Origin of the sequence: Paraburkholderia sp. RL17-381-BIF-C (genome assembly GCF_046026435.1) — a bacterium.
Lineage (GTDB): Bacteria > Pseudomonadota > Gammaproteobacteria > Burkholderiales > Burkholderiaceae > Paraburkholderia.
On record NZ_JARESX010000049.1, the window covers coordinates 1 to 25164 of the forward strand.

At 63.7% G+C, this 25164-nt stretch carries 22 protein-coding genes; 12 read left to right on the forward strand and 10 right to left on the reverse strand.

Annotated elements, in window-relative coordinates; translation table 11 throughout:
• The first annotated feature begins 262 nt into the window (after positions 1 to 262).
• From P0D70_RS25455 to P0D70_RS25490, 8 genes are all read left to right on the forward strand, one after another.
• Positions 263 to 754, forward strand: coding sequence for an NUDIX hydrolase (locus tag P0D70_RS25455; protein WP_408186497.1), 492 nt, complete (start codon positions 263 to 265; stop codon positions 752 to 754).
• Positions 755 to 834: 80 nt separating this feature from the next.
• A complete protein-coding gene (gene mnmA / locus P0D70_RS25460) occupies positions 835 to 1980 on the forward strand; it encodes a tRNA 2-thiouridine(34) synthase MnmA (protein ID WP_091796711.1) in 1146 nt (381 codons plus the stop codon).
• A gap of 213 nt (positions 1981 to 2193) precedes the next feature.
• Positions 2194 to 3804, forward strand: a complete 1611-nt coding sequence (locus P0D70_RS25465) for an FMN-binding glutamate synthase family protein (RefSeq protein WP_408186498.1) — start codon at positions 2194 to 2196, stop codon at positions 3802 to 3804.
• 218 nt (positions 3805 to 4022) lie between these two features.
• Positions 4023 to 5030: a glycine--tRNA ligase subunit alpha gene (glyQ, locus tag P0D70_RS25470; RefSeq protein WP_408186525.1), complete on the forward strand. Its 1008-nt coding sequence runs from the start codon at positions 4023 to 4025 to the stop codon at positions 5028 to 5030.
• Between the two features lie 20 nt (positions 5031 to 5050).
• Positions 5051 to 7150 carry a glycine--tRNA ligase subunit beta gene (gene glyS, locus P0D70_RS25475; RefSeq protein ID WP_408186499.1) on the forward strand — a complete coding sequence of 700 codons (2100 nt, stop codon included), beginning with the start codon at positions 5051 to 5053 and terminating at the stop codon, positions 7148 to 7150.
• 10 nt (positions 7151 to 7160) lie between these two features.
• The gene (gmhB, locus tag P0D70_RS25480; protein WP_408186500.1) at positions 7161 to 7715 is read left to right on the forward strand and encodes a D-glycero-beta-D-manno-heptose 1,7-bisphosphate 7-phosphatase; all 555 of its coding nucleotides are present in this window, start codon (positions 7161 to 7163) and stop codon (positions 7713 to 7715) included.
• A gap of 40 nt (positions 7716 to 7755) precedes the next feature.
• Positions 7756 to 8514 (forward strand): lysophospholipid acyltransferase family protein, encoded by a 759-nt coding sequence (locus P0D70_RS25485; protein WP_091796715.1) that lies wholly within the window; start codon positions 7756 to 7758, stop codon positions 8512 to 8514.
• A 44-nt stretch (positions 8515 to 8558) separates the two neighbouring features.
• Positions 8559 to 9461 carry a M48 family metallopeptidase gene (locus P0D70_RS25490; RefSeq protein ID WP_408186501.1) on the forward strand — a complete coding sequence of 301 codons (903 nt, stop codon included), beginning with the start codon at positions 8559 to 8561 and terminating at the stop codon, positions 9459 to 9461.
• 70 nt (positions 9462 to 9531) lie between these two features.
• Here the strand turns inward: P0D70_RS25490 and P0D70_RS25495 are convergent, their stop codons facing one another.
• From P0D70_RS25495 to P0D70_RS25505, 3 genes are all read right to left on the reverse strand, one after another.
• A complete protein-coding gene (locus tag P0D70_RS25495) occupies positions 9532 to 9930 on the reverse strand; it encodes a hypothetical protein (protein ID WP_091796717.1) in 399 nt (132 codons plus the stop codon).
• A 29-nt stretch (positions 9931 to 9959) separates the two neighbouring features.
• Complete coding sequence (gloA, locus tag P0D70_RS25500) at positions 9960 to 10346, reverse strand: lactoylglutathione lyase (protein ID WP_095417469.1); 387 nt, start codon at positions 10344 to 10346, stop codon at positions 9960 to 9962.
• Between the two features lie 87 nt (positions 10347 to 10433).
• Positions 10434 to 11555 (reverse strand): porin, encoded by a 1122-nt coding sequence (locus P0D70_RS25505; RefSeq protein ID WP_091796719.1) that lies wholly within the window; start codon positions 11553 to 11555, stop codon positions 10434 to 10436.
• A 349-nt stretch (positions 11556 to 11904) separates the two neighbouring features.
• On the opposite strand from P0D70_RS25505, the gene P0D70_RS25510 reads away from it, so the two are divergent.
• Complete coding sequence (locus P0D70_RS25510) at positions 11905 to 12840, forward strand: DMT family transporter (protein ID WP_408186502.1); 936 nt, start codon at positions 11905 to 11907, stop codon at positions 12838 to 12840.
• Between the two features lie 38 nt (positions 12841 to 12878).
• On the opposite strand, the gene rsmA is transcribed toward P0D70_RS25510, so the two are convergent.
• The 4 genes from rsmA to P0D70_RS25530 all read right to left on the reverse strand — a co-directional run bounded on the left by rsmA (position 12879) and on the right by P0D70_RS25530 (position 18682).
• Positions 12879 to 13709 carry a 16S rRNA (adenine(1518)-N(6)/adenine(1519)-N(6))-dimethyltransferase RsmA gene (gene rsmA, locus P0D70_RS25515; RefSeq protein ID WP_408186503.1) on the reverse strand — a complete coding sequence of 277 codons (831 nt, stop codon included), beginning with the start codon at positions 13707 to 13709 and terminating at the stop codon, positions 12879 to 12881.
• 158 nt (positions 13710 to 13867) lie between these two features.
• Entirely contained in the window at positions 13868 to 14878 is a 1011-nt protein-coding gene (gene pdxA, locus P0D70_RS25520) for a 4-hydroxythreonine-4-phosphate dehydrogenase PdxA (protein WP_408186504.1), read from the reverse strand.
• Positions 14879 to 14883: 5 nt separating this feature from the next.
• Positions 14884 to 16245: a peptidylprolyl isomerase gene (locus tag P0D70_RS25525; RefSeq protein ID WP_408186505.1), complete on the reverse strand. Its 1362-nt coding sequence runs from the start codon at positions 16243 to 16245 to the stop codon at positions 14884 to 14886.
• Between the two features lie 67 nt (positions 16246 to 16312).
• A complete protein-coding gene (locus P0D70_RS25530) occupies positions 16313 to 18682 on the reverse strand; it encodes an LPS-assembly protein LptD (protein WP_091796724.1) in 2370 nt (789 codons plus the stop codon).
• Positions 18683 to 18904: 222 nt separating this feature from the next.
• Here P0D70_RS25530 and P0D70_RS25535 point away from each other — a divergent pair, with 222 nt between their 5' ends.
• Together P0D70_RS25535 and murU are read left to right on the forward strand one after the other, a co-directional pair.
• Positions 18905 to 19996, forward strand: a complete 1092-nt coding sequence (locus tag P0D70_RS25535) for an aminoglycoside phosphotransferase family protein (protein ID WP_408186506.1) — start codon at positions 18905 to 18907, stop codon at positions 19994 to 19996.
• Between the two features lie 3 nt (positions 19997 to 19999).
• Positions 20000 to 20725, forward strand: a complete 726-nt coding sequence (murU, locus tag P0D70_RS25540) for an N-acetylmuramate alpha-1-phosphate uridylyltransferase MurU (RefSeq protein ID WP_408186507.1) — start codon at positions 20000 to 20002, stop codon at positions 20723 to 20725.
• 88 nt (positions 20726 to 20813) lie between these two features.
• Here the strand turns inward: murU and P0D70_RS25545 are convergent, their stop codons facing one another.
• Positions 20814 to 22703, reverse strand: a complete 1890-nt coding sequence (locus tag P0D70_RS25545; protein ID WP_408186508.1) for an ABCB family ABC transporter ATP-binding protein/permease — start codon at positions 22701 to 22703, stop codon at positions 20814 to 20816.
• A gap of 284 nt (positions 22704 to 22987) precedes the next feature.
• Here P0D70_RS25545 and P0D70_RS25550 point away from each other — a divergent pair, with 284 nt between their 5' ends.
• Entirely contained in the window at positions 22988 to 23383 is a 396-nt protein-coding gene (locus P0D70_RS25550) for an acyl-CoA thioesterase (RefSeq protein WP_091796728.1), read from the forward strand.
• Between the two features lie 103 nt (positions 23384 to 23486).
• On the opposite strand, the gene P0D70_RS25555 is transcribed toward P0D70_RS25550, so the two are convergent.
• Together P0D70_RS25555 and P0D70_RS25560 are read right to left on the reverse strand one after the other, a co-directional pair.
• A complete protein-coding gene (locus P0D70_RS25555) occupies positions 23487 to 23822 on the reverse strand; it encodes a DUF4148 domain-containing protein (protein WP_091796729.1) in 336 nt (111 codons plus the stop codon).
• Positions 23823 to 24108: 286 nt separating this feature from the next.
• A complete protein-coding gene (locus P0D70_RS25560) occupies positions 24109 to 25041 on the reverse strand; it encodes a LysR substrate-binding domain-containing protein (RefSeq protein ID WP_408186509.1) in 933 nt (310 codons plus the stop codon).
• Positions 25042 to 25164: the final 123 nt, after the last annotated feature.

Here is a 25164-nt window from a genome sequence, read left to right on the forward strand (position 1 = left end):
GGCTGGCACTCCGATGTGCATCGTTGTTCCTCCTCGACTTCCTGTTTTACGACAGATCCGCCGACGAGGCACGCCGGCTTGCAAGTGCAACGGCTAACGCCTCACTTTAACCGAAACGGACGCCGCGCCGAAATCGGGGACAATGCGGGGGGCCTTGGCGGATGCAGGCTGCGTCGTGGCGGGCCACGAATGGCCAAGACCGGGCGCCGCGCGCCGCCAGCTTCCCGGCAAGCGAAGCCCATAAACGGTAAAATGCGCACCCATGAAACCGGAAACCTGGCTGCCGCACGTCACCGTCGCGGCCATCGTCGAACGTGACGGGCGCTTCCTCGTGGTCGAGGAACATACCGCCGAGGGCCTGCGCCTGAATCAGCCCGCGGGCCATCTGGAAGCGGGCGAAACGCTGCTTGAAGCCGTGATCCGCGAAACGCTCGAGGAAACCGCCCATCCGTTCGTGCCCGTGGCACTGGTGGGCATGTATATGACCCACTTCGAGCGTCCCGGCAGCGACGGCGCGGCAGGCGGGGTGACCTACCTGCGCTTCACCTATTGCGGCCCGGGCGGCGAACCGGACACGGAGCGCGCGCTCGACCCCGACATCGTCCGCACGTTGTGGATGAGCGCCGACGAATTGCGCGCCTGTCCCGAACGGCACCGCACGCCGCTCGTCATGCAATGTCTCGACGACTACCTCGCGGGCCGGCGTTTCCCGCTTGACTTCGTGCACACGCATTCGGTCGGGCCTAAACAGTAAAAAACAGTAAATATCGCGGCAGCCGTCACGAGCGGCCTACCCACGATCCATGAAGTCACGCAGCACCCAGTGAGCACCTTATGAGCAAGCAGAAAGTCGTAGTAGGCATGTCGGGCGGCGTCGATTCGTCGGTTACCGCGTGGCTGCTGAAGGAACAGGGCTACGACGTGGTCGGCCTGTTCATGAAAAACTGGGAAGACGACGACGACAGCGAGTACTGCTCGACGCGGCAGGACTGGATCGACGTGGTCTCGGTGGCGGACCTGATCGGCATCGACGTCGAAGCGGTCAACTTCGCCTCCGAATACAAGGACCGCGTGTTCGCCGAATTCCTGCGCGAATATTCGGCCGGCCGCACGCCGAATCCGGACGTGTTGTGCAACGCCGAAATCAAGTTCAAGGCGTTCCTCGATCACGCCATGTCGCTCGGCGCGGAAACCATCGCAACCGGCCACTATGCTCGCGTGCGCGAGAACAATGGCCGCTTCGAACTGCTGAAGGCATTCGACCATACGAAAGATCAGTCCTACTTCCTGCACAGGTTGAATCAGGCGCAGTTGTCGAAAACGCTGTTTCCGCTCGGCGAGATTCCGAAAACCAAGGTGCGCGAAATCGCCGAACAGATCGCGCTGCCCAATGCGAAGAAGAAAGACTCGACCGGCATCTGCTTTATCGGCGAACGGCCGTTCCGCGACTTCCTGAACCGCTATCTGCCGACCAAGCCCGGCCCGATGAAAACCACCGAAGGCAAAGTGGTCGGCGAACACATCGGCCTCGCGTTCTACACGTTCGGCCAGCGCAAGGGCATCGGCCTCGGCGGCAGCAAGGACGGCAGCGGCGAGCCGTGGTTCGTGGCCGGCAAGGACATCCCGTCGAACACGCTGTACGTTGCGCAGGGCCACGATCATCCGTGGCTGCTGAGCCATACGCTGTCCGCGGGCAACACGAGCTGGGTGGCAGGCGAGCCGCCGGCGGACGGCTTCGCGTGCGGCGCGAAGACCCGCTACCGGCAAGCGGACGCGCCGTGCACGTTCAGTTCGGCGGGGGCCGGCGAAGGCCTCTTCGAGCTGAATTTCGACACGGCGCAATGGGCTGTCACACCGGGGCAATCCGCCGTGCTCTACGATGGCGACGTGTGCCTGGGCGGCGGCATCATCGAACATGCGGTAACCGGCCAGCCGGTCTCGCGCCAGCCGCAACAAGCGGCATTGCTGACCACCCGCTGATCCATGCTTTCAATCGATGAGTCATACAGCGCGTCGCCGTACGCGCCGTACGTTCACGTCTGAACCCGGTCGCGGCATTCATGCGTTCGCACTTCCAACGGCAGCCCGCTTCGCCATGACAAGCAGTCGCCCGTTTTCCTTCACGACGGATTCCGCCTGCGCCAACGGCGTTGGCGATCCCGCCGTGACGATCCTCACCGCAACGGAGTCCCCATGTTTTCTCGACGTTATCTCGCCATGTGGTGCGCAGCCGCGCTACTCGCGGTCTGCGCGGCGCTCGCCGCCACGCATCACATTTCGTGGTTCTGGATCATCGTACCGCTCGCGCTCGTGGCGCTGGGCCTGTTCGACCTGACGCAGCAGCGTCACGCGATCCTGCGCAACTATCCGCTGTGGGGGCACTTCCGTTTCCTGTTCGAATTCATCCGGCCGGAAATCCGTCAGTATTTCGTTGAAGGCGATACCGACGAAAAGCCGTTCTCGCGCGCCCAACGCAGCATCGTCTACCAGCGCGCAAAGAACGACGTCGACAGCCGACCGTACGGCACCGAGCTCGACGTCAAGGCCGTCTCGCACGAATGGATCAGCCACTCGCTCGCGCCGACCGTGCTCGATCACCACGACTTTCGCGTCGTCGTCGGACCGGACCGCGCGCAGCCTTATTCGATGTCGATCTTCAACGTCTCGGCAATGAGCTTCGGCTCACTGTCGGCGAACGCGATCATGGCGCTGAACCTCGGCGCGAAGAAAGGCAACTTCGCGCACGACACCGGCGAAGGTTCGATGTCGAAGTATCACCGCGAGCATGGCGGCGACATCATCTGGGAAATCGCTTCGGGCTACTTCGGCTGCCGCAACGACGACGGCACTTTCAGCGCGGAGAAGTTCGCGAAACAGGCCGCCGAGCCGCAAGTGAAGATGATCGAGGTGAAGCTCTCGCAAGGCGCGAAGCCGGGTCACGGCGGCGTGCTGCCGGCGGCCAAGATCACGCCGGAAATCGCCGAAACGCGCGGCGTGCCGATGGGCCGCGACTGCATCTCGCCGGCCACGCACTCGGAGTTCTCCACACCGCGCGGTCTGCTCGAATTTGTCGACCGTCTGCGCACGCTGTCGGGCGGCAAGCCGACCGGGTTCAAGCTGTGCATCGGGCACCCATGGGAATTTTTCGGCATTGCGAAGGCGATGCTGGAAACGGGCATCCTGCCGGACTTCATCGTGGTGGACGGCGCTGAAGGCGGCACCGGCGCGGCGCCACTGGAATTCACCGACCACGTCGGCGTGCCGTTACAAGAGGGCCTGCTGCTGGTGCATAACACGCTGGTGGGCATCGGCTTGCGCCAGCGCATCCGCATCGGCGCCAGCGGCAAGATGATCAGCGCATTCGATATCACCAAGACGCTCGCCATCGGCGCCGATTGGGTCAATGCGGCGCGCGGCTTCATGTTCGCGGTGGGCTGCATTCAGGCGCAGACCTGCCACACGGGCCGTTGCCCGACCGGCGTCGCGACGCAAGACCCGGTGCGCCAGCGCGCGTTGGTGGTGCCGGACAAGGCCGACCGTGTTTTCAATTTCCATCACAACACGCTGCATGCGCTGAAGGAAATCATTCAGGCCGCGGGCCTGAAGCATCCGGCGGAACTGCGCGCGCATCACATCGTGCGGCGCGTGTCGTCGCATGAGGTGCGCCTCATGTCGGACTTGCTGAAGTATCTCGATCCGAACGACCTGCTCAACGGCAATTACCGTTACTCGCTGTTCGAAAAGTACTGGCCGGTGGCGCAAAGCGATTCGTTCTCGCCGAAGGTGGAGCTGGCGGCGACGTGACCGGCCTGCCGATGCGCGCGCTATGACGCGACACTATTGACGAAGGGCCGCACCACGCGGCCCTTCGTCATTCAGAGAACCGTTGAACTCCCGTCCGACCCCGCAAAACGGACACCCCCCTCCCTTTCCGTTAAAATCTCTGGTTTAGCACTTCGCTCCACGGCCAGCCCGGCGCGCTTCGGCGCTCACGGCGCGGCCCCATGCCCGAAAGGCACTTCATGCTCACGTTTCAGCAAATCATCCTGACAATGCAGTCCTACTGGGACAAGCAGGGTTGCGCATTGCTCCAGCCGATCGACATGGAAGTCGGCGCGGGCACCTCCCACGTCCATACTTTCCTGCGCGCGGTCGGTCCCGAGCCGTGGCGCGCGGCATACGTGCAACCGTCGCGCCGCCCGAAAGACGGCCGCTACGGCGAGAACCCGAACCGTCTGCAGCATTACTACCAGTACCAGGTGGTGCTCAAGCCGGCGCCGGAAAATATCCTCGACCTGTACCTCGGCTCGCTCGAAGCCCTCGGCTTCGACCTGAAGCAGAACGACGTGCGCTTTGTCGAAGACGACTGGGAAAATCCCACGCTCGGCGCCTGGGGCCTCGGCTGGGAAGTGTGGCTGAACGGCATGGAAGTGACCCAGTTCACCTACTTCCAGCAGGTCGGCGGTCTCGACTGCAAGCCAGTGCTCGGCGAAATCACGTACGGCCTCGAGCGCCTCGCCATGTATTTGCAGAAGGTCGAGAACGTCTACGACCTCGTCTGGACGGAGTGGGAAGAGCAAGGCCCGAACGGCCCGGAACTGCGTCGCCTGACTTATGGCGATGTCTACCATCAGAACGAAGTCGAGCAGTCCACCTACAACTTCGAATACGCGAACGTCGAGTTGCTGTTCTCGATCTTCAACAGCTACGAAGCCGAAGCCAAGCGCATGATCGAAGCGCAGATCGCGCTGCCGGCGTATGAACTCGTGCTAAAGGCCGGCCACACGTTCAACCTGCTCGACGCACGCGGCGCCATTTCGGTCACGGAACGCGCGGCGTATATCGGCCGCATTCGCGCACTGTCGAAGCTGGTCGCCCAGGCTTATTACGACTCGCGCGAAAAGCTCGGCTTCCCGATGCTCGGCAATCCCGTGCACGGCGTGCCGGGCCTCACGACTGACGAACAGGACGCCGCGATGCCCGCATGGGCGCCGCCGCTGAAAGTCGAACGCAAGATCGACCAAGACTGACGAGACGAGAACACCAGGAAATGACTCAACCCCATCAAGCTACCCTGCTCGTCGAGCTGCTGACCGAAGAACTGCCGCCCAAAGCGCTCGCGCGTCTCGGCGACGCCTTCGCCGAAGGCATTGCGCAGCGCCTCGCGGCGCGCGACCTGGTCGAAGGCGAACTGTCGTTCGAACGTTATGCCACGCCGCGCCGCCTCGCAGTCACGATCAAAAACGTGCGCGCGGTCGCGCCGGAAAAACACCTGCGCGAAAAAGTGCTGCCGGTTTCTGTCGCGCTGGATAATGACGGCCAGCCCACCGCGCCGCTCGCCAAGAAACTGGCCGCGCTCGGCTTCCCCGATTTCTCGGTGAACGACCTGGAGCGCGCGCAGGACGGCAAGGCCGAAGCCTTCTTCCTGCGTTACGCCGCGCCCGGCGCCACGCTCGCCGAAGGCCTGCAAGGCGCGCTCGACGAAACGCTCGCCAAGCTGCCCATTCCGAAGGTCATGACCTATCAGCGCCCGGACGGCACCAATGTGCAGTTCGTGCGTCCGGCGCATCGCCTGACCGCGCTGCATGGCGAACAGGTCGTGCCGGTGAGCGCGCTCGGCATCGACGCCGACGACACCACGCTCGGCCATCGCTTCCTCACCGAAGGCTTCGTGCAGATCCAGCACGCGGATTCGTACGCCGAGACGCTGCTGCACAAAGGCCGCGTGGTCGCGAATTTCGCCGACCGCAAGGCCACCATCCGCACGCATCTGCTCGCGCAAGCCAACGGCGACCAAGTGGTGATGCCGGAATCGCTGCTGGACGAAGTGACCTCGCTGGTTGAATGGCCGGTGGTCTACGCGTGCCGTTTCGAGGACGAATTCCTGCAAGTGCCGCAGGAATGCCTGATCCTCACCATGCAGACCAATCAGAAGTACTTCGCGCTGACCGATGCGCACGGCAAGCTGCGTTCGCGCTTCCTGATCGTATCGAATATCGAGACGGCCACGCCGGGCGATATCGTCGAAGGCAATGAGCGCGTGGTGCGTCCGCGTCTGGCCGACGCGAAGTTCTTCTTCGAGCAGGACAAGAAGAAGACGCTCGCCGATCGCGTGCCGCTGCTCGCGAACGTGGTGTATCACAACAAACTGGGCTCGGCGCTGCAACGCGTGGAGCGCGTCGAAGCGCTGGCCGGCGCGATTGCCGAACTGATCGGCGCGGACGTGGCGCTTGCAAAGCGCGCCGCGCGTCTGGCCAAGGCCGACCTGATCACCGACATGGTGGGCGAATTCCCCGAGCTGCAAGGCACGATGGGCACGTACTACGCGCGCCACGACGGCGAGCCGGAAGAAGTCGCGCTCGCGTGCTCAGAACATTATCAGCCGCGTTTCTCCGGCGACGCGTTGCCCACCACCGCAACCGGCACCGTCGTCGCGCTCGCCGACAAGCTCGAAACGCTGGTCGGCATCTGGGGGATCGGCCTGCAACCCACCGGCGAGAAAGACCCGTTCGCGCTGCGCCGTCACGCGCTCGGCGTGCTGCGCATTCTCGTCGAGAAGCAACTGCCGGTCGATCTGGTCGAACTGCTGCGCACGGCTTACGCGCAATTCGCCGCGGTGCCGAACGTCGCCGATTCGACGCAAGCGATCTACGAGTTCAGCATGGACCGCCTGCGCGGTCTGCTGCGCGAGCGTGGCTATGCAGCCGGCGAAATCGACGCGGTGCTGGCGCTGAATCCCACGCGTCTGGACGACATCGTCGCGCGTCTGGATGCCGTGCGCGAATTCGCGTCGCTGGCTGAAGCGGCTTCGCTCGCGGCGGCCAACAAGCGCATCTCGAACATCCTGAAGAAGTCGGAAGGCGCGGCGACCGGCGGTGTGCAAGTCACGCTGCTCGTCGAAGCGGCGGAAAAAGCCTTGCATGCGCAACTCGAACAGGTCGCGCCGCGCGTGCAATCGCAACTGGCCGCACGCGACTACACGGGTGCGCTCACCGCGCTCGCCGCGTTGCGCGAACCGGTCGACACGTTCTTCAACGACGTGATGGTCAACGCCGAAGATCCGGCGTTGCGCGCCAACCGTCTGGCCCTGCTCGGCGCACTGCATCAGCAGATGAACTGCGTCGCCGACATTTCCCGACTCGCCGCCTGAGCACCGCGCCATGCCGACCAAAAAAGTGGTGATCCTCGACCGCGACGGCGTGATCAACGTCGACTCCGACGCGTTCATCAAGTCGCCGGACGAATGGGTTGCCCTGCCCGGTTCGCTGGAAGCCATCGCGCGTCTGAATCAGGCGGGCTATCGCGTGGCGATCGCGACCAACCAGTCGGGCATCGGCCGTGGCCTGTTCGACATGAACGCGCTCAATGCGATGCATCTGAAGATGCACCGCATGGCGGCCGCGGTCGGCGGGCGCATCGACGCGGTGTTCTTCTGCCCGCACACGGCGGAAGACCACTGCGAGTGCCGCAAGCCGAAGCCCGGCATGCTGAAGATGATCGCCGAACGTTTCGAAGTCGATCCGGAACATACGCCGGTGGTCGGCGACTCCAAACGCGATCTGCAAGCGGGCGCTTCGCTCGGCCATCCGGTTCATCTGGTGCTGACCGGCAAGGGTCGCAAAACGCTCGCGGCCGGCAACTTGCCAGAAGGCACGATCGTGCACGACGATCTGCGTGCCTTCGCGCTCGACTTCCTCGCCGACGCTCAAGAGTGACGCGCGCCACGCGCGTCCCCATCCCTCACTGACCACGCCGATGCGCTTCATCCGTTCTTTGCTTCTGCTGATCTACTTCGTTCTCTTCACGGTGCCGTACGCGACGGCATGCTTCATCGCGTTTCCGTTCATGCGCGCCGACAAGCGCTACTGGATGGCGGCCGGCTGGTGCCGCGCGACGCTGCATACGGTGCGTTGGCTCAACGGCATCCGCTACCGGATCGAGGGCATGGAGAACCTGCCCAACGGTCCCGCCGTGCTGCTGTCCAAGCATCAGTCGGCATGGGAAACGCTGGCGTTTCCGGCGCTCATGCCCCGGCCGCTGTGCTATGTGTTCAAGCGCGAACTGCTGTATGTACCGTTCTTCGGCTGGGCGCTCGGCATGCTGAAGATGGTTCACATCGATCGCAAGGAAGGCAAGTACGCGTTCGAATCAGTCATCAAACAAGGCAAAGCGCGCATGGCGGAAGGCGCTTGGGTCATCATGTTTCCGGAAGGCACGCGCACGCCGACCGGCAAGCAAGGCAAGTACAAAACCGGGGGCGCGCGCTTCGCGACGGCAACCGGCGCGCCGGTCGTACCGATCGCGCACAACGCAGGACGCGTGTGGCCGCGCAACTCGTTTCTCAAATATGCGGGTATAGTCACAGTGTCGATCGGCAAGCCGATCGACACGACGGGGCTCACGCCCGATGAAGTGAACACGCGCGTCGAACGGTGGATCGAAGCTGAAATGCGTCGCATCGATCCTACCGCGTACCGCGCGGCGGAAAGCAGTTCCGCCGCCGCACCAATCTGACGCGCCCACGCCCTAGAAGGCGTATTAGCGCGAAGCCGAATCCGATGCAGAAGTCTCCTACGCCGCAGCACGCTGCGGCGCTCGATAACCGGCAGCTCGATCTCCCGCTCTTTGCCGAGCCGGGGTCGACGTCGTCGTCCCCTTCACCTTCCGCACCGTCGCCTGGCTCTTTGCAGGGCTCGCCGGGGAGCCAGCAACCGGCCGTGCTGCTCGCGCCAGATGGCAGCAAGCTGCGCAGCCTCGCGATCGGCTCACGCACGCTGCATTACGTGCTCAAGCGTTCGGCTCGACGCTCGATCGGCTTTGCGATCGACAGCACGGGTCTCACGATCACGGCACCGCGTTGGGTTACGCTCGCCGATATCGAAACCGCGATCACCGAAAAACAGCGCTGGATTTTCACGAAGCTGATCGAATGGCAAACGCGTGTCGAGCAACGCGCGTTGCCGAAGGTCGACTGGAAAGATGGCGCCGAGGTGCCTTATCTGGGACAGCCCGTGCGCGTGAAGCTCGGCTCGCCGCAAGGCACGCTCGCGTTCAGCGCGAACGACGCGGCGCTGCAAGTGCCGCTGCCGTTGCAAGCGGACCCGCAGCAGATCAAGGACCGCGTGCAAGGGTGGCTGCAAGGCGAAGCGAAGCGCCTGTTCGGCGAGCGCCTTGCGATCTACGCGGAGAAGCTGGGCGTGAACTATCGCGCGTATGCGCTTTCTTCAGCGGCCACGCGTTGGGGCAGTTGTTCGAGTGACGGCAAGATTCGCCTGAACTGGCGGCTGATTCACTTTCCGCTTTCCATCATCGATTACGTCGTCGCTCACGAACTCGCGCATCTGCGTGAAATGAATCACAGCCCGCGTTTCTGGCAAACAGTCGAATCGATTTTTCCGGAATTCCGCGAGGCGCGGCAGACGTTGAAGTCGCATCCGCCGGAATTGCTGCCGACGCTTTAGCCCCTTCCTTGCGCATTGAAACCGGCGCTTCAGTTTCAGACTGAAGCGCCGGCTTGTCACATTCTTCCGCTCACTCCGAGCAGAAAGTTTCCTGCAAATGACGCCACGTCACCTTGCCGTGCGCGTCGAGATCCATCACCGCCGTGGAGCGCCGCACGTTCGCGTTGCCGGTGTTGTCGCGCTGATACTCGCGATATTTCACCACCGCCCCTGACGGGTATTCGGCGACGATCTCCTTGTCGCGAATGGTGATGTGCGCGCCTGGGCGCGCGCCGCGCAGCTTCGAAAATGTCTCGCGCAAACCGGCGTGATCGAGTGCGGCACCCGAAGTCATGACCAGCGTGAACTGCGGAGCGAAGCGCGCCATGATTCTTTGCAGCGCGCCTTCATCCGCGGAACCGTCGAACAGGGCCTCGATTTCGACGTGGATCTCGTCGAGTTCGTTGAAGTAGGGATTGCTGTTATTCATCGTCTAACCTCGCCCCACGGCCTGCTCTCTTATTTCTTCTTCTGGATGAACTCGATCTTGTAGCCGTCCGGGTCGGTAACGAATGCGATCACGGTCGTGCCGTGTTTCATCGGGCCCGCTTCGCGCACGACCGTGCCGCCTTGTGCCTTGATCTTGTCACATGCGGCATAGGCGTCGTCCACTTCGACGGCGAGGTGGCCAAAACCGGTGCCGAGATCGTACGAGGGCGTGTCCCAGTTGTGCGTGAGTTCGAGCACGGTGCCGTCGCGCTCGTCTTCGTAACCGACGAATGCCAGCGTGAATTTGCCGTCCGGATAATCTTCGCGGCGCAGCAGTTTCATGCCGAGCAGTTCGGTGTAGAAGGCAATGGAACGATCCAGGTCGCCGACCCGGAGCATGGTGTGAAGCAGGCGCATGGTGCACTCCCTGTTGCATGATAGCGAGACCGTCAATGTACCCGGAATCACGCACCGCTGCAGAGCGCGCCGCTCGTGAACCGATGCTCAGAACTGATGCCGCACGCCTGCCATCAAGCCGATCTGCGTGCCCTTCTGCGCGAGCCCGACGCCGTTGACGCCTTGCAGTTGCGCTCCGATCAGACCGCCCCGATAGATCGCATAGTCGCCTTCCAGATAGATGTCGGTGCGTCTGGAGAGGTTGTAGTCGGCGACCAGTTGATACTGCCACGCTGAGCCGTCCTGCGCGGCGGTCTTGCCGTCCTGCAGCGTGCGCCAGACATTCGCGGCGAAGTGCCACTTGTTGCTGACCTGCTGCGTGATGCCGCCCAGGATCATGCGGCGCCGCGCAAAGTCCGTGTACTTGAGCGCGGCCAGCACCGGTGCGGTGAACGGCCCGTTGGCGAAATTCGAAAAGCCCGCATCGTTCTGGTTGACGATGTAGCCGGCGGAAAAGCGCGTGAGATTCCAGGTGTACGCGCCGCCGAATGTCCATGTCTTCGCGGCCGCGCCGTTGACAGAGTCCTTCGACTCTTCGTACGCGCCGCCCACGCTGAACGGCCCGCCTTCCGGTTTATAAGCCGCGGCCGCGCCGATCTGGCTGCCGTAGGAATTGCCCGCGTTGCCGCCGAACGCGTAACCGGCCGCGAACGTAAAGCCGTTATATCTCGCCTGATATTGCACCTGGTTGCTGGTCCAGATGCCGCCCGTCATTGTCACTTCAGGTTGAAAGCTGAAGTCGTACGGGATCCAGGAGTTGCTGCCGTAGCCGGCCACCGTGACGCCTTCGATCACCACGTTGTATTGACGGCCGAGGATGATCTGGCCGTAGGAGTCCGAACGCACGCCGACCTGCGCTTCGTTGAAGAACGGCAGCGTGGGATCGCTTTGCCCGCTGTTGATATAGATGCGGTTTTCGAGCTTGAAGAAAGTAGACCAGCCGCCGCCCAGATCTTCGACGCCTTTCAGGCCCCAACGGCTTTGCGTCATGCCACCGTTGCCGAGTCCGATCGACGAATCGCCGGCCGCGTTGACGTGAGTCAGATAGCGCACGCTCTCATCGACCACGCCGTACAGCGTCACGCTGGATTGCGCGTGCGCCATCTGGCACGCCAACGACGCCAACGCCGCGGGCACTGCGCCCGCTGCCCACCTGCCTACGTTCTTCATCGCTTTTCCTCGTACAGGTTCCGCGTTGCGCGGAGAGGGTCAGTCTGCTTCGGCGGAGCAACGAATCAGTCCGTTACGCTGTCCGCCTGTTCTTCGCATTCTTCGTACTGAGAAGCCTTGCGCCGCACCGCATACAGCCGGCGCGAATGTCCTGACGAAACGGTAGTGGCTGAACCTTAGCGCGAAACGGCAATAGTGCGAAATTAGTCTGACCTGGGTGTTGCGCGGGTGTCGTGAAATCGGCAAAAAACTTGCGGCCTGTAAGAAGCACGCGTAGGCAGTGGGGTCATCGGGCGGCTGAGCGGACGGGTTTGCTATCGTACGACCTGTCCCCGCCTCCACTCAGCCCATGAGCACCTCCGCCCTGCCCGCACGTCGCGCCCCGGATAGCTTCGCCATCCTCTTGATGATCGGCCTGTGCGCGATATGGGGGCTTCAGCAAGTCGCGATCAAGAGCACCAACATAGCGCTGCCGCCGGTCTTTCAGGCCGGCGTGCGCTCGGCGATCGCGGCCGTGCTCGTGTGGGGCTGGGCGCGCTCACGCGGCACGCCGCTCTTTCGCGACGACGGCACCCTGGCCGCCGGCGTGCTCGCGGGCGTGCTGTTCGCCAGTGAGTTCGTGTGCATTTTTCTCGGCCTGACGCTGACCAGTGCGTCGCGCATGGCGGTCTTTCTTTACACCGCGCCGTGCTTCACGGCGCTCGGCCTGCACTGGTTCGTCGACGGCGAGCGCATGCGGCGCATTCAGTGGCTCGGTATCTTCGTCGCGTTCACGGGCATGGCGCTCGCTTTCGCGGACGGCTTCCTGCATGGCCACGCCGCGCAAGGTTCGGTGCTGAAGGGCGTCGCCGGCGACGCGCTCGGCGTGCTGGCCGGTATTGCGTGGGCCGCGACGACCGTGGTGGTGCGCGCCTCGCGCCTCGCTCAATCGAGCGCCAGCAAGACGCTGTTCTATCAACTGACGGTGTCGGCGGTAGTCCTGCTCGCGCTTGCCCTCGGGCTTGGCCAGGCGCGCGTGGAAACCGTCACGCCGCTGGCGGTGGTGAGCCTCGCGTATCAGGCCGTGATTGTGGCGTTCGTCAGCTATCTGGTGTGGTTCTGGTTGCTGACGCGCTATATCGCGTCACGCCTGTCGGTATTCTCGTTTCTCACGCCGCTGTTCGGCGTGAGCTTCGGCGTGCTGCTGCTCGGCGAGTCATTCAGCGTGCGCTTTCTGATGGCCGCAGTGCTGGTGCTGACCGGCATCGCGCTGGTCAATGCACCGGCAAAGCGTGTGACGGCCTAGCGTTCGAGTTTACCAGGGCCTGGCTTTGGCTTTGGCGCTCAGGCCTTGCCCGCCACGATCTGCGCGACGCGCACATATTCGGCCACCGGCACGTCTTCGGCGCGGCGCTGCAGGTCGAAGCCGAGCGCTTCGAAATCCACCGAATCGCGATACGCAGCGAGCGTGTTGCGCAGCATCTTGCGGCGCTGCGAGAACGCGGCCGTCACCACTTCGCCGAGCACACGCTCGTCGACGGGCGGCAGTTCATGCAGTTCGTACGGGATCATGCGCACGATCGCCGAATCGACTTTCGGCGGCGGGTTGAATGCGTCGGGCGGCACGTCGAGTTGCTTGTCGATCACGTAACGGTATTGCAGCATCACCGAGAGACGGCTGAACGCCTTGGTGCCTGGCTCCGCCACCATCCGCTCGACCACTTCGTTCTGCAACATGAAATGCTGATCGATCACGCGATGCGCGAACGAAGTCAGATGAAACAGCAGCGGGCTCGAAATGTTGTACGGCAGATTGCCGACAATGCGCAGCGACGCCTTGTCGCCCGGCGCGGCCAGCGAGCCGAAGTCGAACGCGAGCGCGTCGCCCGCATGCAGTTCGAGCAGGTCGCCGAATTTCGTCTTCAGGCGGCCGATCAAATCGCGGTCCAGTTCGACCGCGTGCAAGGGCGCTTCCGGCGTCGCCAGACGCTCGATCAGCGGTTCGGTGAGCGCACCGAGGCCCGGTCCGATCTCGACCATGCGCTCGCCGCGCTGCGGCCGGATGACGTCGACGATCGAGTCGATCACGCCCATGTCGACCAGAAAATTCTGACCGAAACGCTTGCGCGCGATATGACCTTGGTGCCGGCCCTGTTGCTGTCTGCTGGTGGACATCGAAGAAACGCTAAGAAAGAGAACTGCTTAAGAAAAGGAACTTGCTGCCCGACGCGCTTTCTCGCGGGCGCCCGCCATGCCGCGCCCGCTGCCGGCGGCAGCGCACATGGTAAAAAACGCGCCAGGCGCGCGCAAGAAGCCCGTGCGGTGGCGCCGGATCAGCCCGCGCGGCGGTGCTGCGCCATCGACACCGCTGTCTCGATCGCGGCAATCAGGCTGCCCGCGTCGGCACGCCCCGTGCCGGCCAGATCGAGCGCGGTGCCGTGATCGACCGAGGTGCGGATGATCGGCAAACCGAGCGTGATATTGATGCCTTCGCCGAACGTGGCGTACTTCAACACCGGCAGGCCCTGGTCGTGGAACATGGCCAGCACGCAGTCGGCCTGCTCAAGGTAACGCGGCTGGAACAGCGTGTCAGCCGGGTAGGGACCGCGCGCGTCGATGCCCTGCTCGTTCGCGAGCTTCAGCGCCGGTGAAATGACCTCGATTTCCTCGCGGCCAAGATAGCCGTTTTCGCCCGCGTGCGGATTCAGCCCGGTCACGAGAATGCGCGGCGCCGGCAAACCGAAGTGATGCCGCAAATCGTGATCGATGATGCGCAGCGTCTCCAGAATGCCTTCAATCGACAACGCCGCGGAGACATCCTTGAGCGGCAGATGCGTGGTGGCCAGCGCGACGCGCAACGGGCGCTTGCCGGTGCCGGCCAGCATCATCACCACGCGCGGCGTGTGCGTGCGCTCGGCCAGATACTCCGTGTGGCCGGTGAACGGCACGCCGGCGTCGTTGATGGTGCTCTTTTGCAGCGGCGCGGTAACGATCGCGTCGAACGTGCCGGCCAGCGCTCCGTCTATTGCGCTGTCGAGCAGATCGAGCACGTAGCGGCCGTTGGCCGCGTCCAGCTTGCCCGCGACAGCAGGCGCCGCAAGCGGCCGGTGTTGCAGACGCACGCGCTTGCCATCCGCCACCAGCGCGCTCCAATCGACGCCCACGGCGCGCGCGCGTTCGGCGAGCAGGTCCGCGTCGCCGAGCACGGTGAACTGCGCGTGCGGCCAGTGCGCCGCCGCGCCGGCGAGCGCCTGCGCCGTCAGCTCGGGGCCGACGCCAGCGGGCTCGCCGGTCGTGATCGCGATCTGCAACGGTGGGCGGGCGGACTGGGCGGCGGTTGTCATAACGGTTATTGCGTGCTCGACAGCGTGGGCTTCACTTCCACATAGGCAGTGTCGCGCAGTGCGCGCAACCAGTCGGCGTAGGCCTGTTCCGCTTTGCGCTGACCGATGGCCTGGCGCGCCAGATCCATTTGCTGCGAAACCGAGCCTTCGGATTCGCGGCGGCCCAGCACCTGAATCAGATGGTAGCCGTATTCGCTGCGAACCGGGTCGCTGATCTGGCCGTCCTGCAGGCTGTTCATGGCGCGCTCGAATTCCGGCACCGTCTCGCCCGGGCTGATCCAGCCGAGGTCACCGCCTTGCGACGACGAACCGTCTTGCGAGTAGGTGTGCGCGAACTTGGCGAAGTCGCCGCCCGCGGCGATCTGGTTCTTGATTTCGAGCAGCTTCTGACGCGCTTGCGGCTCCGACATGCCGTCGCCGACGCGCAGCAGAATGTGGCGCACGTGCGTTTGCACGAGCTTCGGCGCATCCGAACTGGTGCCCTGCCCGGCGCGACGATCGACCAGACGCACGATTTCGAAACCGTCGTTGGTGCGGATCAGATCCGGATTGATCTGGCCGGGGCGCAATGTCGCGGCAGCCGTGACGAATTCAGGCGGCAACTTGGCCGGCGAAAGGAAACCCGTATCGCCGCCTTTCGATGCATCCGGCGCCTGCGAATTCGACTTCGCCAGCTTTTCGAAGTTGGCCCCGCCCTTGGCTTCGGCAAGCAGGGCCTGCGCCTTTTTCTGCGCCGCCTCGATATCGGTCTCCGACGCGTTCAGCGGCGCCTTGATGAAAATGTGCTGCAGATGCAGGTCGCTCGTCTGGCCGGCGTTCGGGCCGCGCTGGCTGGCGATGTAGTTCGCGACCTCGGCGTCCGAGACCGTGACCTTGCTGTCCACTTCCTTCTCGCGCAGGCGCGAGAGCGTGAGCTCGGTCCGCGCGTCGCCGGTGAAGGTGCTCCAGGGCACGCCTTGCGCTTCGATCCGCGAGCGGTACACGTCGAGCGTCAGGTTGTTCGCCGCGGCAAGCCGTTCGAGCGTTCTTTGCACGGTGGCGTCGTCGATATTGATGCCGTCTTCTTTCGCCTTCTGCAACTGGATGCGCTCCAGCACCATCTGGTTGAGCACCTGCTGGCGCAGCTGATCGATCGGCGGGACCGGCGCGTTCTGCTGGTTCAGGCGGCGGGTGATCAGGCCCATGCGTTCGTCGAGTTCGCGCCGCGTGATGACACCGTTGTTGACCACTGCGGCAATGGTGTCGACCGTCTGGCCGCCACTGCCGGAGAGCGCCTGCGCCTGCACCGGCGCAACCGACAGGAAAGACGCCGCGGCGGCAAGACCGGCCGCAAGCGTTGCCAAGCGAAGCTTTTTCATGATTGCCACAGATACTCCAATGATGTCGGGCGCGCCTGGCCCGTCTTTTCGCACTTTATGAATGATCGGGTGAGCGTCATTCGTAGTTGGTGAAACGCGATTCCGGCGCCGGCGGCGGCGGCAACGGCGTATAGCCCGCCACGCTGCTGCGGAAGGCGGTCATCAGCCCGTTGTCGACGCTCGACAAGCCCTTGAACGTCAACTGCGCGAGAAACCGCGTGCTCGACTGATTCTGCCCCGAGGTGTTCAGGCCGTTCGCATAGCGTTGAATCCCCGCGCCGAGCGTCCAGCAGTCGGCGTCGTACTGCAGGCCGACCAGACCGTCGACGATCCGATGTCCGCCGAGGTCGTAATTGAAACGGCCCACCCCGTACACCCGGTGGGCGAGCGGCCATTGCCCCGAAATCAGCACCTGGTTGATCGGCGTGTTGTCCAGCGTGGTGTTCGCGCGGGTGTAGCGATACGCGACGTTGATCACCTTGCCGGTCGCCGGACTGAATCCGAAGCCGACGCTCGTTTTCACCAACTGGTTGTTGTCGGCATTATATTGGAACGCCGTTTCCGAAGCGAAACCCGCGCCGAGCTTGAAGGACGCACCCGCGATCAGGTCCGAATGCGTGGCCTGCGCGCTGGTCTGGGTCGACTGTAGCGTGACCCGCTGATCCTGGAAGTAATACTGCTGCGCGATCACGAAACGCGCCCGTTCGTCGCCCGTGGCCGCGTCGATGAAACGCGTGGTGAGGGCGGCCGTCAGACGGTTCGCGTCGGCGATCCGGTCGTTGCCGACGAAGGTGTTCGGCGTGAAGATTTCCGCGAGCCCGAAGTCGGACTCGGCCGTGTCGAACAGCGGCGCCGACTGCTGGTTGCGATACGGCGTGTACACGTAGTACAGGCGCGGTTCGAGCGTCTGGATGTAATCCTGACCGAAGAGCCGCACCGAGCGGTCGAAGATCAGTCCCGTATCGAAGGAGAGCGTCGGGATCGATTCGGTAAAGTTTTTCGGCGTGCCGGCCGCGACGTCAGCGGCGCTCAGGTGGTTCAGGTTGTACGACGCAAAGTGCCATTGCACCTTCGGCGTGACGAAGTAACCCGGCCCGACCACCGAATACGACAGGTACGGGTTGAACATCACCCGCTGACCTTCGGTCATGTCCGCGGTGGTGATGCGGAAATTCGTGTAGTCGGCTTCCGCGCCGTAGTCGAAGCCGCCGACGTTGTACTTCGCGTACTTCACGTTCAACTGCGGCTCGCGGCCGTACGGCGCCACGGACGGCGTGAGCGTCTGCCAGTGCTGTTCGCGCGCGAGCACCGACCACGGGCCGTTGTTGTAGGTCAACCCGGCTTCCTGTTGATACAGGAGCTGGGTGCCGTTCATGAACTGATTGACCGACGACGACAGGTCTTCCGGATACGTGTTGTCCGAAACCTTGTTGTAGTAGATGTAGCCGCCGAACCCGTTGCCGAAGTTCTGGTTGTGCTGGATGTACAGCGCGTAGCGGTTGGTCTTGGTCAGGTGATCGTCAGGCAGGAATTCGCCGGTGATCGAGCCGGAATACGTGGGCGACAGATAACGGAACGTGGACTGCAACTGCACGCCGCGCTTGGAGATCAGACGCGGCGTGAGCGTCAGATCGCGATTCGGCGCGATGTTGAAGTAATACGGCACCGACAGTTCGAAGCCGTTCGACGAACTCACCGAGAACGTGGGCGGCAAAATCCCGCTGCGCCGTTCGCCCGAAAGCGGGAACGACAGCCACGGCGAGGCGAACACCGGAAAGCCCTGAAAGAACAGCACGCCGTTATGGGCGACGCCTTCGTCCGCGCCGGTGTCGAAATCGAACTCGCTGCCCTTGATGTACCAGGCCGGATCGTCCGCGCATGCGCAGGCCGTGTAGGTGCCTTTCGTGAAAACCGAGCGCTCGTTGTCGAGCAGGTCGACGCGCTCCGCGCTGCCCGAGCCGCCCGTCACGTTGAAGTGGTACTTCGGCGCGGTCATGAAGCCTTCGCTCGAATCCACGCGCATATGCGCTTCCGGCCCGACGAAGGAATTACCGTTGTTGACCACGTGGACCGAGCCGTACGCGTCGGCCATGTCCGTGTCCTGGTCATAGTGCAGCGCGTCGGCCTTGATCACGACCGTATTGCGGCGCACCTCGGCCGAACCCTTGGCAGCCATGTCCTGGTCGGTCGTGCCGCTCGTCGTATCGCCGAGCACGAACGTGGCCGGCTTCTGGCCCGGCTGCAACGGACGCTCTTCGAGCTGCGGGGCGAGCTGCATGCCCCAGGGCGCGTCGATGGGTTGCGGCTGCGCAGCTTCCCCCACCAGCTGGGCGTGCGCAAGCGCGGGCATCAGGCCCGGAACGGCGATCAACGCCGCGACGAGCCGCCTTTTGCGCGGCGCTGGGGCACAAGAGGGAATCGTTTGGGAAAGCTGTCTAGGCGGCATGTATCGTTTGGCGAATCGGCTCGTCCGTCAGCTTCTGCAGTCACGGTCTACCGCCTGCACACCCCGACCGTGACAGTCGGCTGCACATCAATATTTACAATCTGTCGAACGATGAGGCGGGCGGTAAAGCGGAAGTCGCGAAAGCCGGCGTGAGCCGCGTCAAAAAAGTCGTGGGGTATTATATGGCAAGACGTTGCCCCTCTGAATTTGCCGCCGGTTTTCATGACGCTGCCCCCACTCCAAGACTCCACCGATCCCCGTCTCGAACTGCTCAAAGCCTGGCTGAAAGGCCATGCGGCGCGCTATGCGCTCGAGCTCGACACCCTCGTTCCGGCTTCGTCAGACGCCAGTTTCCGGCGTTATTTCCGGCTCGCCGGTAAGGCGGCGGAAGGCGAAAGCCGCGCCACCCTGATCGCCGTCGACGCTCCGCCGCCCGAAAAGTGCCGCGAATTTGTGCAGGTCGCGCAGTTGCTCGAGGCCGCCGGCGTGTACGTGCCGCGCGTGCTGGAGGTCGATTTCGAGGCCGGCCTCATGCTGGTCACGGATCTGGGCACCGCGTCGTACCTCGGCGCGCTGACCGAAGCGCAAAGCGCAGGCGACTCGCGCCGCGCCCGCACGCTGATGCGTGACGCGCTCGACGCGTTGATCCGCTGGCAGCTCACGTCGCGCGAAGACGTGCTGCCGCCCTTCGACGAAGCGTTCCTGCGCCGCGAGATGGAGTTGATGCCGGAATGGTTTCTCGGCCGGCATCTGGGCCGTGAGGCCGACGAAAAGACCCGCGGCGTGCTGGATCGCACCTTCGCGCTGCTGATCGCGAGCGCCCGCGCGCAGCCGCAGGTGTTCATGCTGCGCGACTTCATGCCGCGCAATCTGATGATCGCAACCGGGCCGGAGCCTGGACACCCCGCGGTCAACCCCGGCGTGCTGGACTTCCAGGACGCGGTGTACGGCCCGATCACCTACGACGTCGCCTCGCTGTTGCGCGACGCGTTCCTGAGCTGGGACGAGGAGTTCGAGCTGGATTGCTTCGTGTACTACTGGGAGCGGGCGAAAAAAGCCGGCCTGCCGGTGGATGCCGATTTCGGCGAGTTCTACCGCCAGGTGGAGTGGATGGGTTTGCAACGGCACATCAAGGTGCTGGGCCTCTTCTGCCGGATCAACTACCGCGACGGCAAACCGCATTACATGAAAGACCTGCCGCGTTTCATCGGCTATGCGCGCAAGGTGGCCGATCGTTATGCACCACTGCGTCCGTTCGCGAAGCTGCTCGACGATCTCGAAGGCCGCGCGAATGAAGTCGGCTACACCTTCTGACCGATGACGATGTCCCTGAAGAAAGCGATGATTTTCGCCGCCGGACGCGGCGAGCGCATGCGTCCATTGACCGATACGCGTCCCAAGCCTTTGCTCGAAGTGGGCGGCAAGCCGCTGATCGTCTGGCAGATCGAACGGCTCGCGCAGGCGGGCTTTCGCACCATCGTGATCAATCACGCGTGGCTCGGCGAGCAGATCGAGGCCACGCTCGGCGACGGCTCGCGCTGGCAGGTGGCGTTGCGCTACTCGGCCGAACGCGAGGCGCTGGAAACCGCGGGCGGCATCGTGCAGGCGTTGCCGTTGCTGGAAGATAACGGCGCGAGCGAAGTGTTCGTCGCGGTCAGCGGCGACGTGTACGCCGACTTCGACTACGCCACGCTGAATGCTCGCGCGGAACAACTCGCGGCCTTGCCCGAGCCGGGCATGCATCTCGTGATGGTGCCGAATCCGGCGTTTCATCCGGCCGGCGACTTCGGCCTGGCCGACGGCGCGCTGTCGCTCGAGGGCGAGCCGCGCTTCACGTTCGGCAACATCGGCCTATACGACACCCGCATGTTCCGCGATCTGCCGCACGGCACGCGGCGCGCGCTCACGCCGTATTATCGCGACACCATTGCACGCGGTCTGGCGAGCGGTGAGCTGTACGAGGGTCTGTGGGAGAACGTCGGCACGCCCGCGCAGTTAGGCGAGCTGGATCAGCGTTTGCGCGCGCTGGCTGGGGCGCGCTAGGCGTTTGGCGTTTGGCGTTTGGCTCTCAACTCTCGACCTTAACTCCGCGCCAATTGCCAGGCGGCAACGCAACACGCGTCACCCAAGCCTATCGCCCACGCCCTCCCGCATCGACCGTTTCCACCTGTTCCGGCGCCTCACTTGCGCGCTGCTGCTGCAAAGCCCACATCTGCGCGAACAGGCCGTTTGCGCGCAACAACTCCGCATGCGTGCCGCGCTCGACGATACGCCCTTTGTCCATCACGATGATCTGCTGTGCATGCACGACGGTCGAAAGCCGGTGCGCGATGATCAGCGTGGTGCGCTCGCGGGCGATCAGATCGAGCTCGTGCTGAATGGCGCGCTCGGAACGTGAATCGAGCGCCGAGGTCGCTTCGTCGAACAGCAGGATCGGCGGATTCTTGAGGATGGTCCGCGCAATCGCCACGCGCTGCTTTTCACCGCCCGACAACTTCAGACCGCGCTCGCCGACCGGCGTCTCATAGCCCTTCGGCAGCCCCTCGATGAACTCGTGAATATGCGCCGCGCGCGCCGCCGCGATCACTTCCTCGCGCGTCGCCGATGGCCGGCCGTAAGCGATGTTGTAATAGATCGAGTCGTTGAACAGCACCGTATCCTGCGGCACGATGCCGATCGATGCGCGCAGCGAATCCTGCGTGACGTCACGAATATCCTGACCGTCGATGGTGATCGCGCCGCCCGTCACGCGGTCCAGATCGTAGAAGCGGAACATGAGCCGCGCGAGGGTCGACTTCCCCGAGCCGCTATGGCCGACCACCGCCGTCGTGGTCCCCGCCGGAATCGTGAAGCTCACGTCGTGCAGAATCTGCCGCGCCGGCTCGTACGCGAAGTTCACATGTTCGAAGCGCACCTGCGCGCCGTTCACGCGCAGCGCGGGCGCACCGTCCACGTCCGGCACTTCCCGCGCCGCGCCGAGCAGCGTGAACATGCGGTCCATATCGGTGAGGCTCTGCTTCAACTCGCGGTACACCACGCCGAGAAAATTCAGCGGAATATAAAGCTGCAGCATGAAGGTGTTGATCAACACCAGATCGCCGAGCGTGAGACGCCCGGCCATCACGCCTTGCGTGGCGCGCCACAGAATGAACACCAGCCCCGTACCGATGATCGCCTGCTGCCCGAAATTCAGCGCCGACAGCGAGCGCTGCGACTTGATCGCCGCCGTGCGATAGCGCTTCAGGTTTTCGTCGTAACGGCTCGCTTCCCACTCTTCGTTGCCGAAGTACTTGACGGTCTCGTAGTTCAGCAGCGAATCGATCGCGCGTGAATTCGCCTTCGAATCGAGATCATTCATGGTGCGGCGAAAATGCGTGCGCCACTCCGTCACTTTCACCGTGAAGACGATGTACACCGCCAGCGCGATGAACGTGACCACCGCGTAATACGCCTCGTATTTGACGACGAAAAAGCCGAGCACGAGGCCGACTTCGACGAGCGTCGGCAGAATGCTGTACAGCGAATACGAGATCAGTTGCGTGATGCCGCGCGTGCCGCGCTCGATATCACGCGACATGCCGCCCGTCTGCCGTTCGAGATGAAAGCGCAGCGACAGCGCATGCAGATGGCGGAACACTTTCAGCGCCAGTTGGCGCACCGCGCTCTCGGTCACCTTCGAAAACAGAATCTCGCGCAGCTCGGTGAACAGCGACGTGGACAACCGCACCACCGCATACGCGACCACCAGCAGGCCGACGCCGCCCAGCAGAACGATGGCCGGCGAATCGTTGGCGCGGCCGAGCGCGGTGAGATGCTGCACCGAGGCGAGGCTGTCGACGATCCGCTTCATGACGATCGGGACCCCCAGATTGGCGACCTTCGCGCCGATCAGGCAGCTCAGCGCGAAGGCGACTCGCCATTTATACGTGGCGAGGTACGGCAGCAGCGAAAGAATCGTCTGCCAGTCGTTGCGCGGCTGGGTGGAGATCGGAGAAGGTTCGGACGAGGGCGAGCGGCGCATGGGGATCGGCTGGGGAGAGTGTGGAAAGGCCGGAGTTCGCAGCGGCGCGCCGACCGCCGCATGCCGACCCGGCACACTGCATTTTGTCGCGCGACCCGGCTGGGCGCTTTCCCGTACAATTCCTGATCTTTCTATTGTCGCAGAAGCCGGCTGGCGCCGCTTTTCATGGGTTGTCCGGCCGTAGGTGGCACGTTAGCCGCGCGGTGCGTGCCGTACCGTTGTCGTGAATTGCCCCGCCCGCTGGTCCAGCCGACCGAACCAACACGTTTCTCAAGGGTGCCCCGATGACCGATCTTCTTCAACTCCCGCAAAAGCACTGCGCGCTGCGCGTGGTGCCGCAGCCTTCGGATGCGAACGTCCACGGCGACGTGTTCGGCGGCTGGATCATGGCGCAAGTGGACATTGCCGGCTCGATCCCGGCAAGCCGCCGCGCCAACGGGCGGGTGGCGACCATCGCGGTCAATTCGTTCGTGTTCAAACAGCCGGTGTTCGTCGGCGATCTGCTCAGCTTTTACGCGGATATCGTCAAGACGGGCAATACTTCGGTCACCGTCGAGGTCGAGGTCTACGCGCAGCGCATGAGCCTGACCGAAGACCTCGTGAAGGTCACCGAAGCCACGCTGACCTATGTCGCGACAGACAGCGACCGGCGTCCGCGCGCGTTGCCGGCGCTGGATTGAGCGGCTCGCGGTAAACGAAAAACGAGGCGCTTTTAGCGCCTCGTTGTCTTTTGGCTTTGGCTTTGGCTTCTACCTCGGTTGCACCGTCATGCGCTGAACCTGCTTACTGGCTCGCCGCCGCGCCGATTCCCGCCTTCTTCTGCGCGTTCTGAATATCGTTCGGATAGTTCGGATCGTTACGCGACGGCTGATAGCCGTTGGCCTCCAACTTTTTCAACTCGGCGTTTTTCTTCGCCCGCGCCTGTTTGCGCGCGGCCTTGCGCTCAGCCTTGGTGGACGGAGCCGCTTTCGATGCGGCCGACGGTATCGCCGCGTCGGAATCGTTCCCCGCCGGGCCACCACCGCCGCCGCTTTGCGCGAACGCCGGCGCGGCACACGCCACGCTCAATACAACCGATGCCAGCAACACAGACAGTTTCTTTGCAGGTGACGACGTCATTGTTCTCTCCAGTCGGATTGGCGAATAGTCGATGGCGAAACGCCCATCACCCGGTGCAAGCAGCGAAAGGCGGGCGCAACGCCACGTGAATCGGTGCTTCGTGGTTCCCAGCGCGGTCTGAGATGGGAAACATCAATATATCCGACGAGGCGCTTTTCGAAAACGTCGTTACAAGCGTCGCATTTTCGAAACGCCAGCGTCGAAGGCGGTGCGTCGAAGCTCGCGCATCACTGCCCACGCATCGGAGCCCAGGCGTCATGACCTGCTCAGCGCGAACCCACGCGGGCTAACCGGCACGATTCGCCACCACCGCTGCCCCGCTACCGCGCAGATAGACGTCGACCTGCCCTTCGATCCACTGCGCGAAATGCGCCTGCGAGGCATCGAGAATTTCGCGTTGCTGCCACACCAGCCAGTACGGGTAACGATAGGGCACGCGAATATCGGTGATCTGCAGCAGGTCGCCCCGCGCCAGCGCATTCGCGACCAGGCTGCGCCGTTCCAGCGCGACACCCTGGCCATGCAGCACGGCGCCGATCACGATATTCGAATCGCTCGCCGACAACACCACAGCCCCGTCGGCCGGCTCCGCCACCTGCGCCGCCTGACACCAGTCATGCCACGGTGTATCGGGACTCGAGATCAACGGACAGGCCATCACGTCCGGGGCGGTGACGGGAAAGCGGCCGTTCGGCGCGAGCGCGAAATGGGGCGCGGCGACCACCACCATGTCGTCGTCGAACAGCTTCTGCTGCGCGACGTCGGGCCAATGCCCCTGCCCCATGCGGATGCCGATATCGCTCACGCCCTGGCGGAAATCCTCCACCTGCAAACTCGTCAGCAGCCGGATCCGGTAGTACGGATGCGCCTCGCGAAAACTAGCGAGGCGCGGCACGAGCCAATGCTGAGCGAACGACGGCAAGGTCGTGATCACCAGTTCGCTTTCGTGCGGGCGGGCCTGCGCACGGCGCGTGGCATGCGTGATGTCGCGCAGCGCCATGCGGATATCGAGCGCGTAAAGCCGCCCTTCCTCGGTCAGCCGCAGCCCGCGCGCCTCGCGCATGAAGAGCGCGATGCCCATCGAATCTTCCAGCACCTTGATTTGCTGGCTCACCGCCGAGTGCGTGACATGCAGTTCGCGCGCGGCTTGCGTCACGCCACCCAGGCGGGCGACGGCTTCGAAGCAGCGTAACGCGGTCAAAGGCGGGATTGGCTTCATGTAAGAAATTCTGACGTAAATCGTCGTTAATTGTCGCTTTTTTTGCTGCCCGTAGATGCTTAATCTATTGGCTCAACGCGCCCTTATCCCTTACAGACAGGGGAACCGTGGGAGCCGCGGAGC

What these genes read in the sequence shown, in the direction of transcription:
- murU (WP_408186507.1), top strand. Translation starts at nt 20,000, where the DNA reads ATGACGATGTCCCTGAAGAAAGCGATGATTTTCGCCGCCGGACGCGGC.
- P0D70_RS25535 (WP_408186506.1), top strand. Translation starts at nt 18,905, where the DNA reads ATGACGCTGCCCCCACTCCAAGACTCCACCGATCCCCGTCTCGAACTG.
- glyS (WP_408186499.1), top strand. Translation starts at nt 5,051, where the DNA reads ATGACTCAACCCCATCAAGCTACCCTGCTCGTCGAGCTGCTGACCGAA.
- P0D70_RS25495 (WP_091796717.1), bottom strand. Translation starts at nt 9,930, where the DNA reads ATGAATAACAGCAATCCCTACTTCAACGAACTCGACGAGATCCACGTC.
- pdxA (WP_408186504.1), bottom strand. Translation starts at nt 14,878, where the DNA reads ATGACAACCGCCGCCCAGTCCGCCCGCCCACCGTTGCAGATCGCGATC.
- P0D70_RS25555 (WP_091796729.1), bottom strand. Translation starts at nt 23,822, where the DNA reads ATGACGTCGTCACCTGCAAAGAAACTGTCTGTGTTGCTGGCATCGGTT.
- gmhB (WP_408186500.1), top strand. Translation starts at nt 7,161, where the DNA reads ATGCCGACCAAAAAAGTGGTGATCCTCGACCGCGACGGCGTGATCAAC.
- P0D70_RS25545 (WP_408186508.1), bottom strand. Translation starts at nt 22,703, where the DNA reads ATGCGCCGCTCGCCCTCGTCCGAACCTTCTCCGATCTCCACCCAGCCG.
- P0D70_RS25465 (WP_408186498.1), top strand. Translation starts at nt 2,194, where the DNA reads ATGTTTTCTCGACGTTATCTCGCCATGTGGTGCGCAGCCGCGCTACTC.
- P0D70_RS25505 (WP_091796719.1), bottom strand. Translation starts at nt 11,555, where the DNA reads ATGAAGAACGTAGGCAGGTGGGCAGCGGGCGCAGTGCCCGCGGCGTTG.
- P0D70_RS25530 (WP_091796724.1), bottom strand. Translation starts at nt 18,682, where the DNA reads ATGCCGCCTAGACAGCTTTCCCAAACGATTCCCTCTTGTGCCCCAGCG.
- P0D70_RS25485 (WP_091796715.1), top strand. Translation starts at nt 7,756, where the DNA reads ATGCGCTTCATCCGTTCTTTGCTTCTGCTGATCTACTTCGTTCTCTTC.
- P0D70_RS25490 (WP_408186501.1), top strand. Translation starts at nt 8,559, where the DNA reads ATGCAGAAGTCTCCTACGCCGCAGCACGCTGCGGCGCTCGATAACCGG.
- P0D70_RS25560 (WP_408186509.1), bottom strand. Translation starts at nt 25,041, where the DNA reads ATGAAGCCAATCCCGCCTTTGACCGCGTTACGCTGCTTCGAAGCCGTC.
- rsmA (WP_408186503.1), bottom strand. Translation starts at nt 13,709, where the DNA reads ATGTCCACCAGCAGACAGCAACAGGGCCGGCACCAAGGTCATATCGCG.
- gloA (WP_095417469.1), bottom strand. Translation starts at nt 10,346, where the DNA reads ATGCGCCTGCTTCACACCATGCTCCGGGTCGGCGACCTGGATCGTTCC.
- glyQ (WP_408186525.1), top strand. Translation starts at nt 4,023, where the DNA reads ATGCTCACGTTTCAGCAAATCATCCTGACAATGCAGTCCTACTGGGAC.
- P0D70_RS25510 (WP_408186502.1), top strand. Translation starts at nt 11,905, where the DNA reads ATGAGCACCTCCGCCCTGCCCGCACGTCGCGCCCCGGATAGCTTCGCC.
- P0D70_RS25550 (WP_091796728.1), top strand. Translation starts at nt 22,988, where the DNA reads ATGACCGATCTTCTTCAACTCCCGCAAAAGCACTGCGCGCTGCGCGTG.
- mnmA (WP_091796711.1), top strand. Translation starts at nt 835, where the DNA reads ATGAGCAAGCAGAAAGTCGTAGTAGGCATGTCGGGCGGCGTCGATTCG.
- P0D70_RS25455 (WP_408186497.1), top strand. Translation starts at nt 263, where the DNA reads ATGAAACCGGAAACCTGGCTGCCGCACGTCACCGTCGCGGCCATCGTC.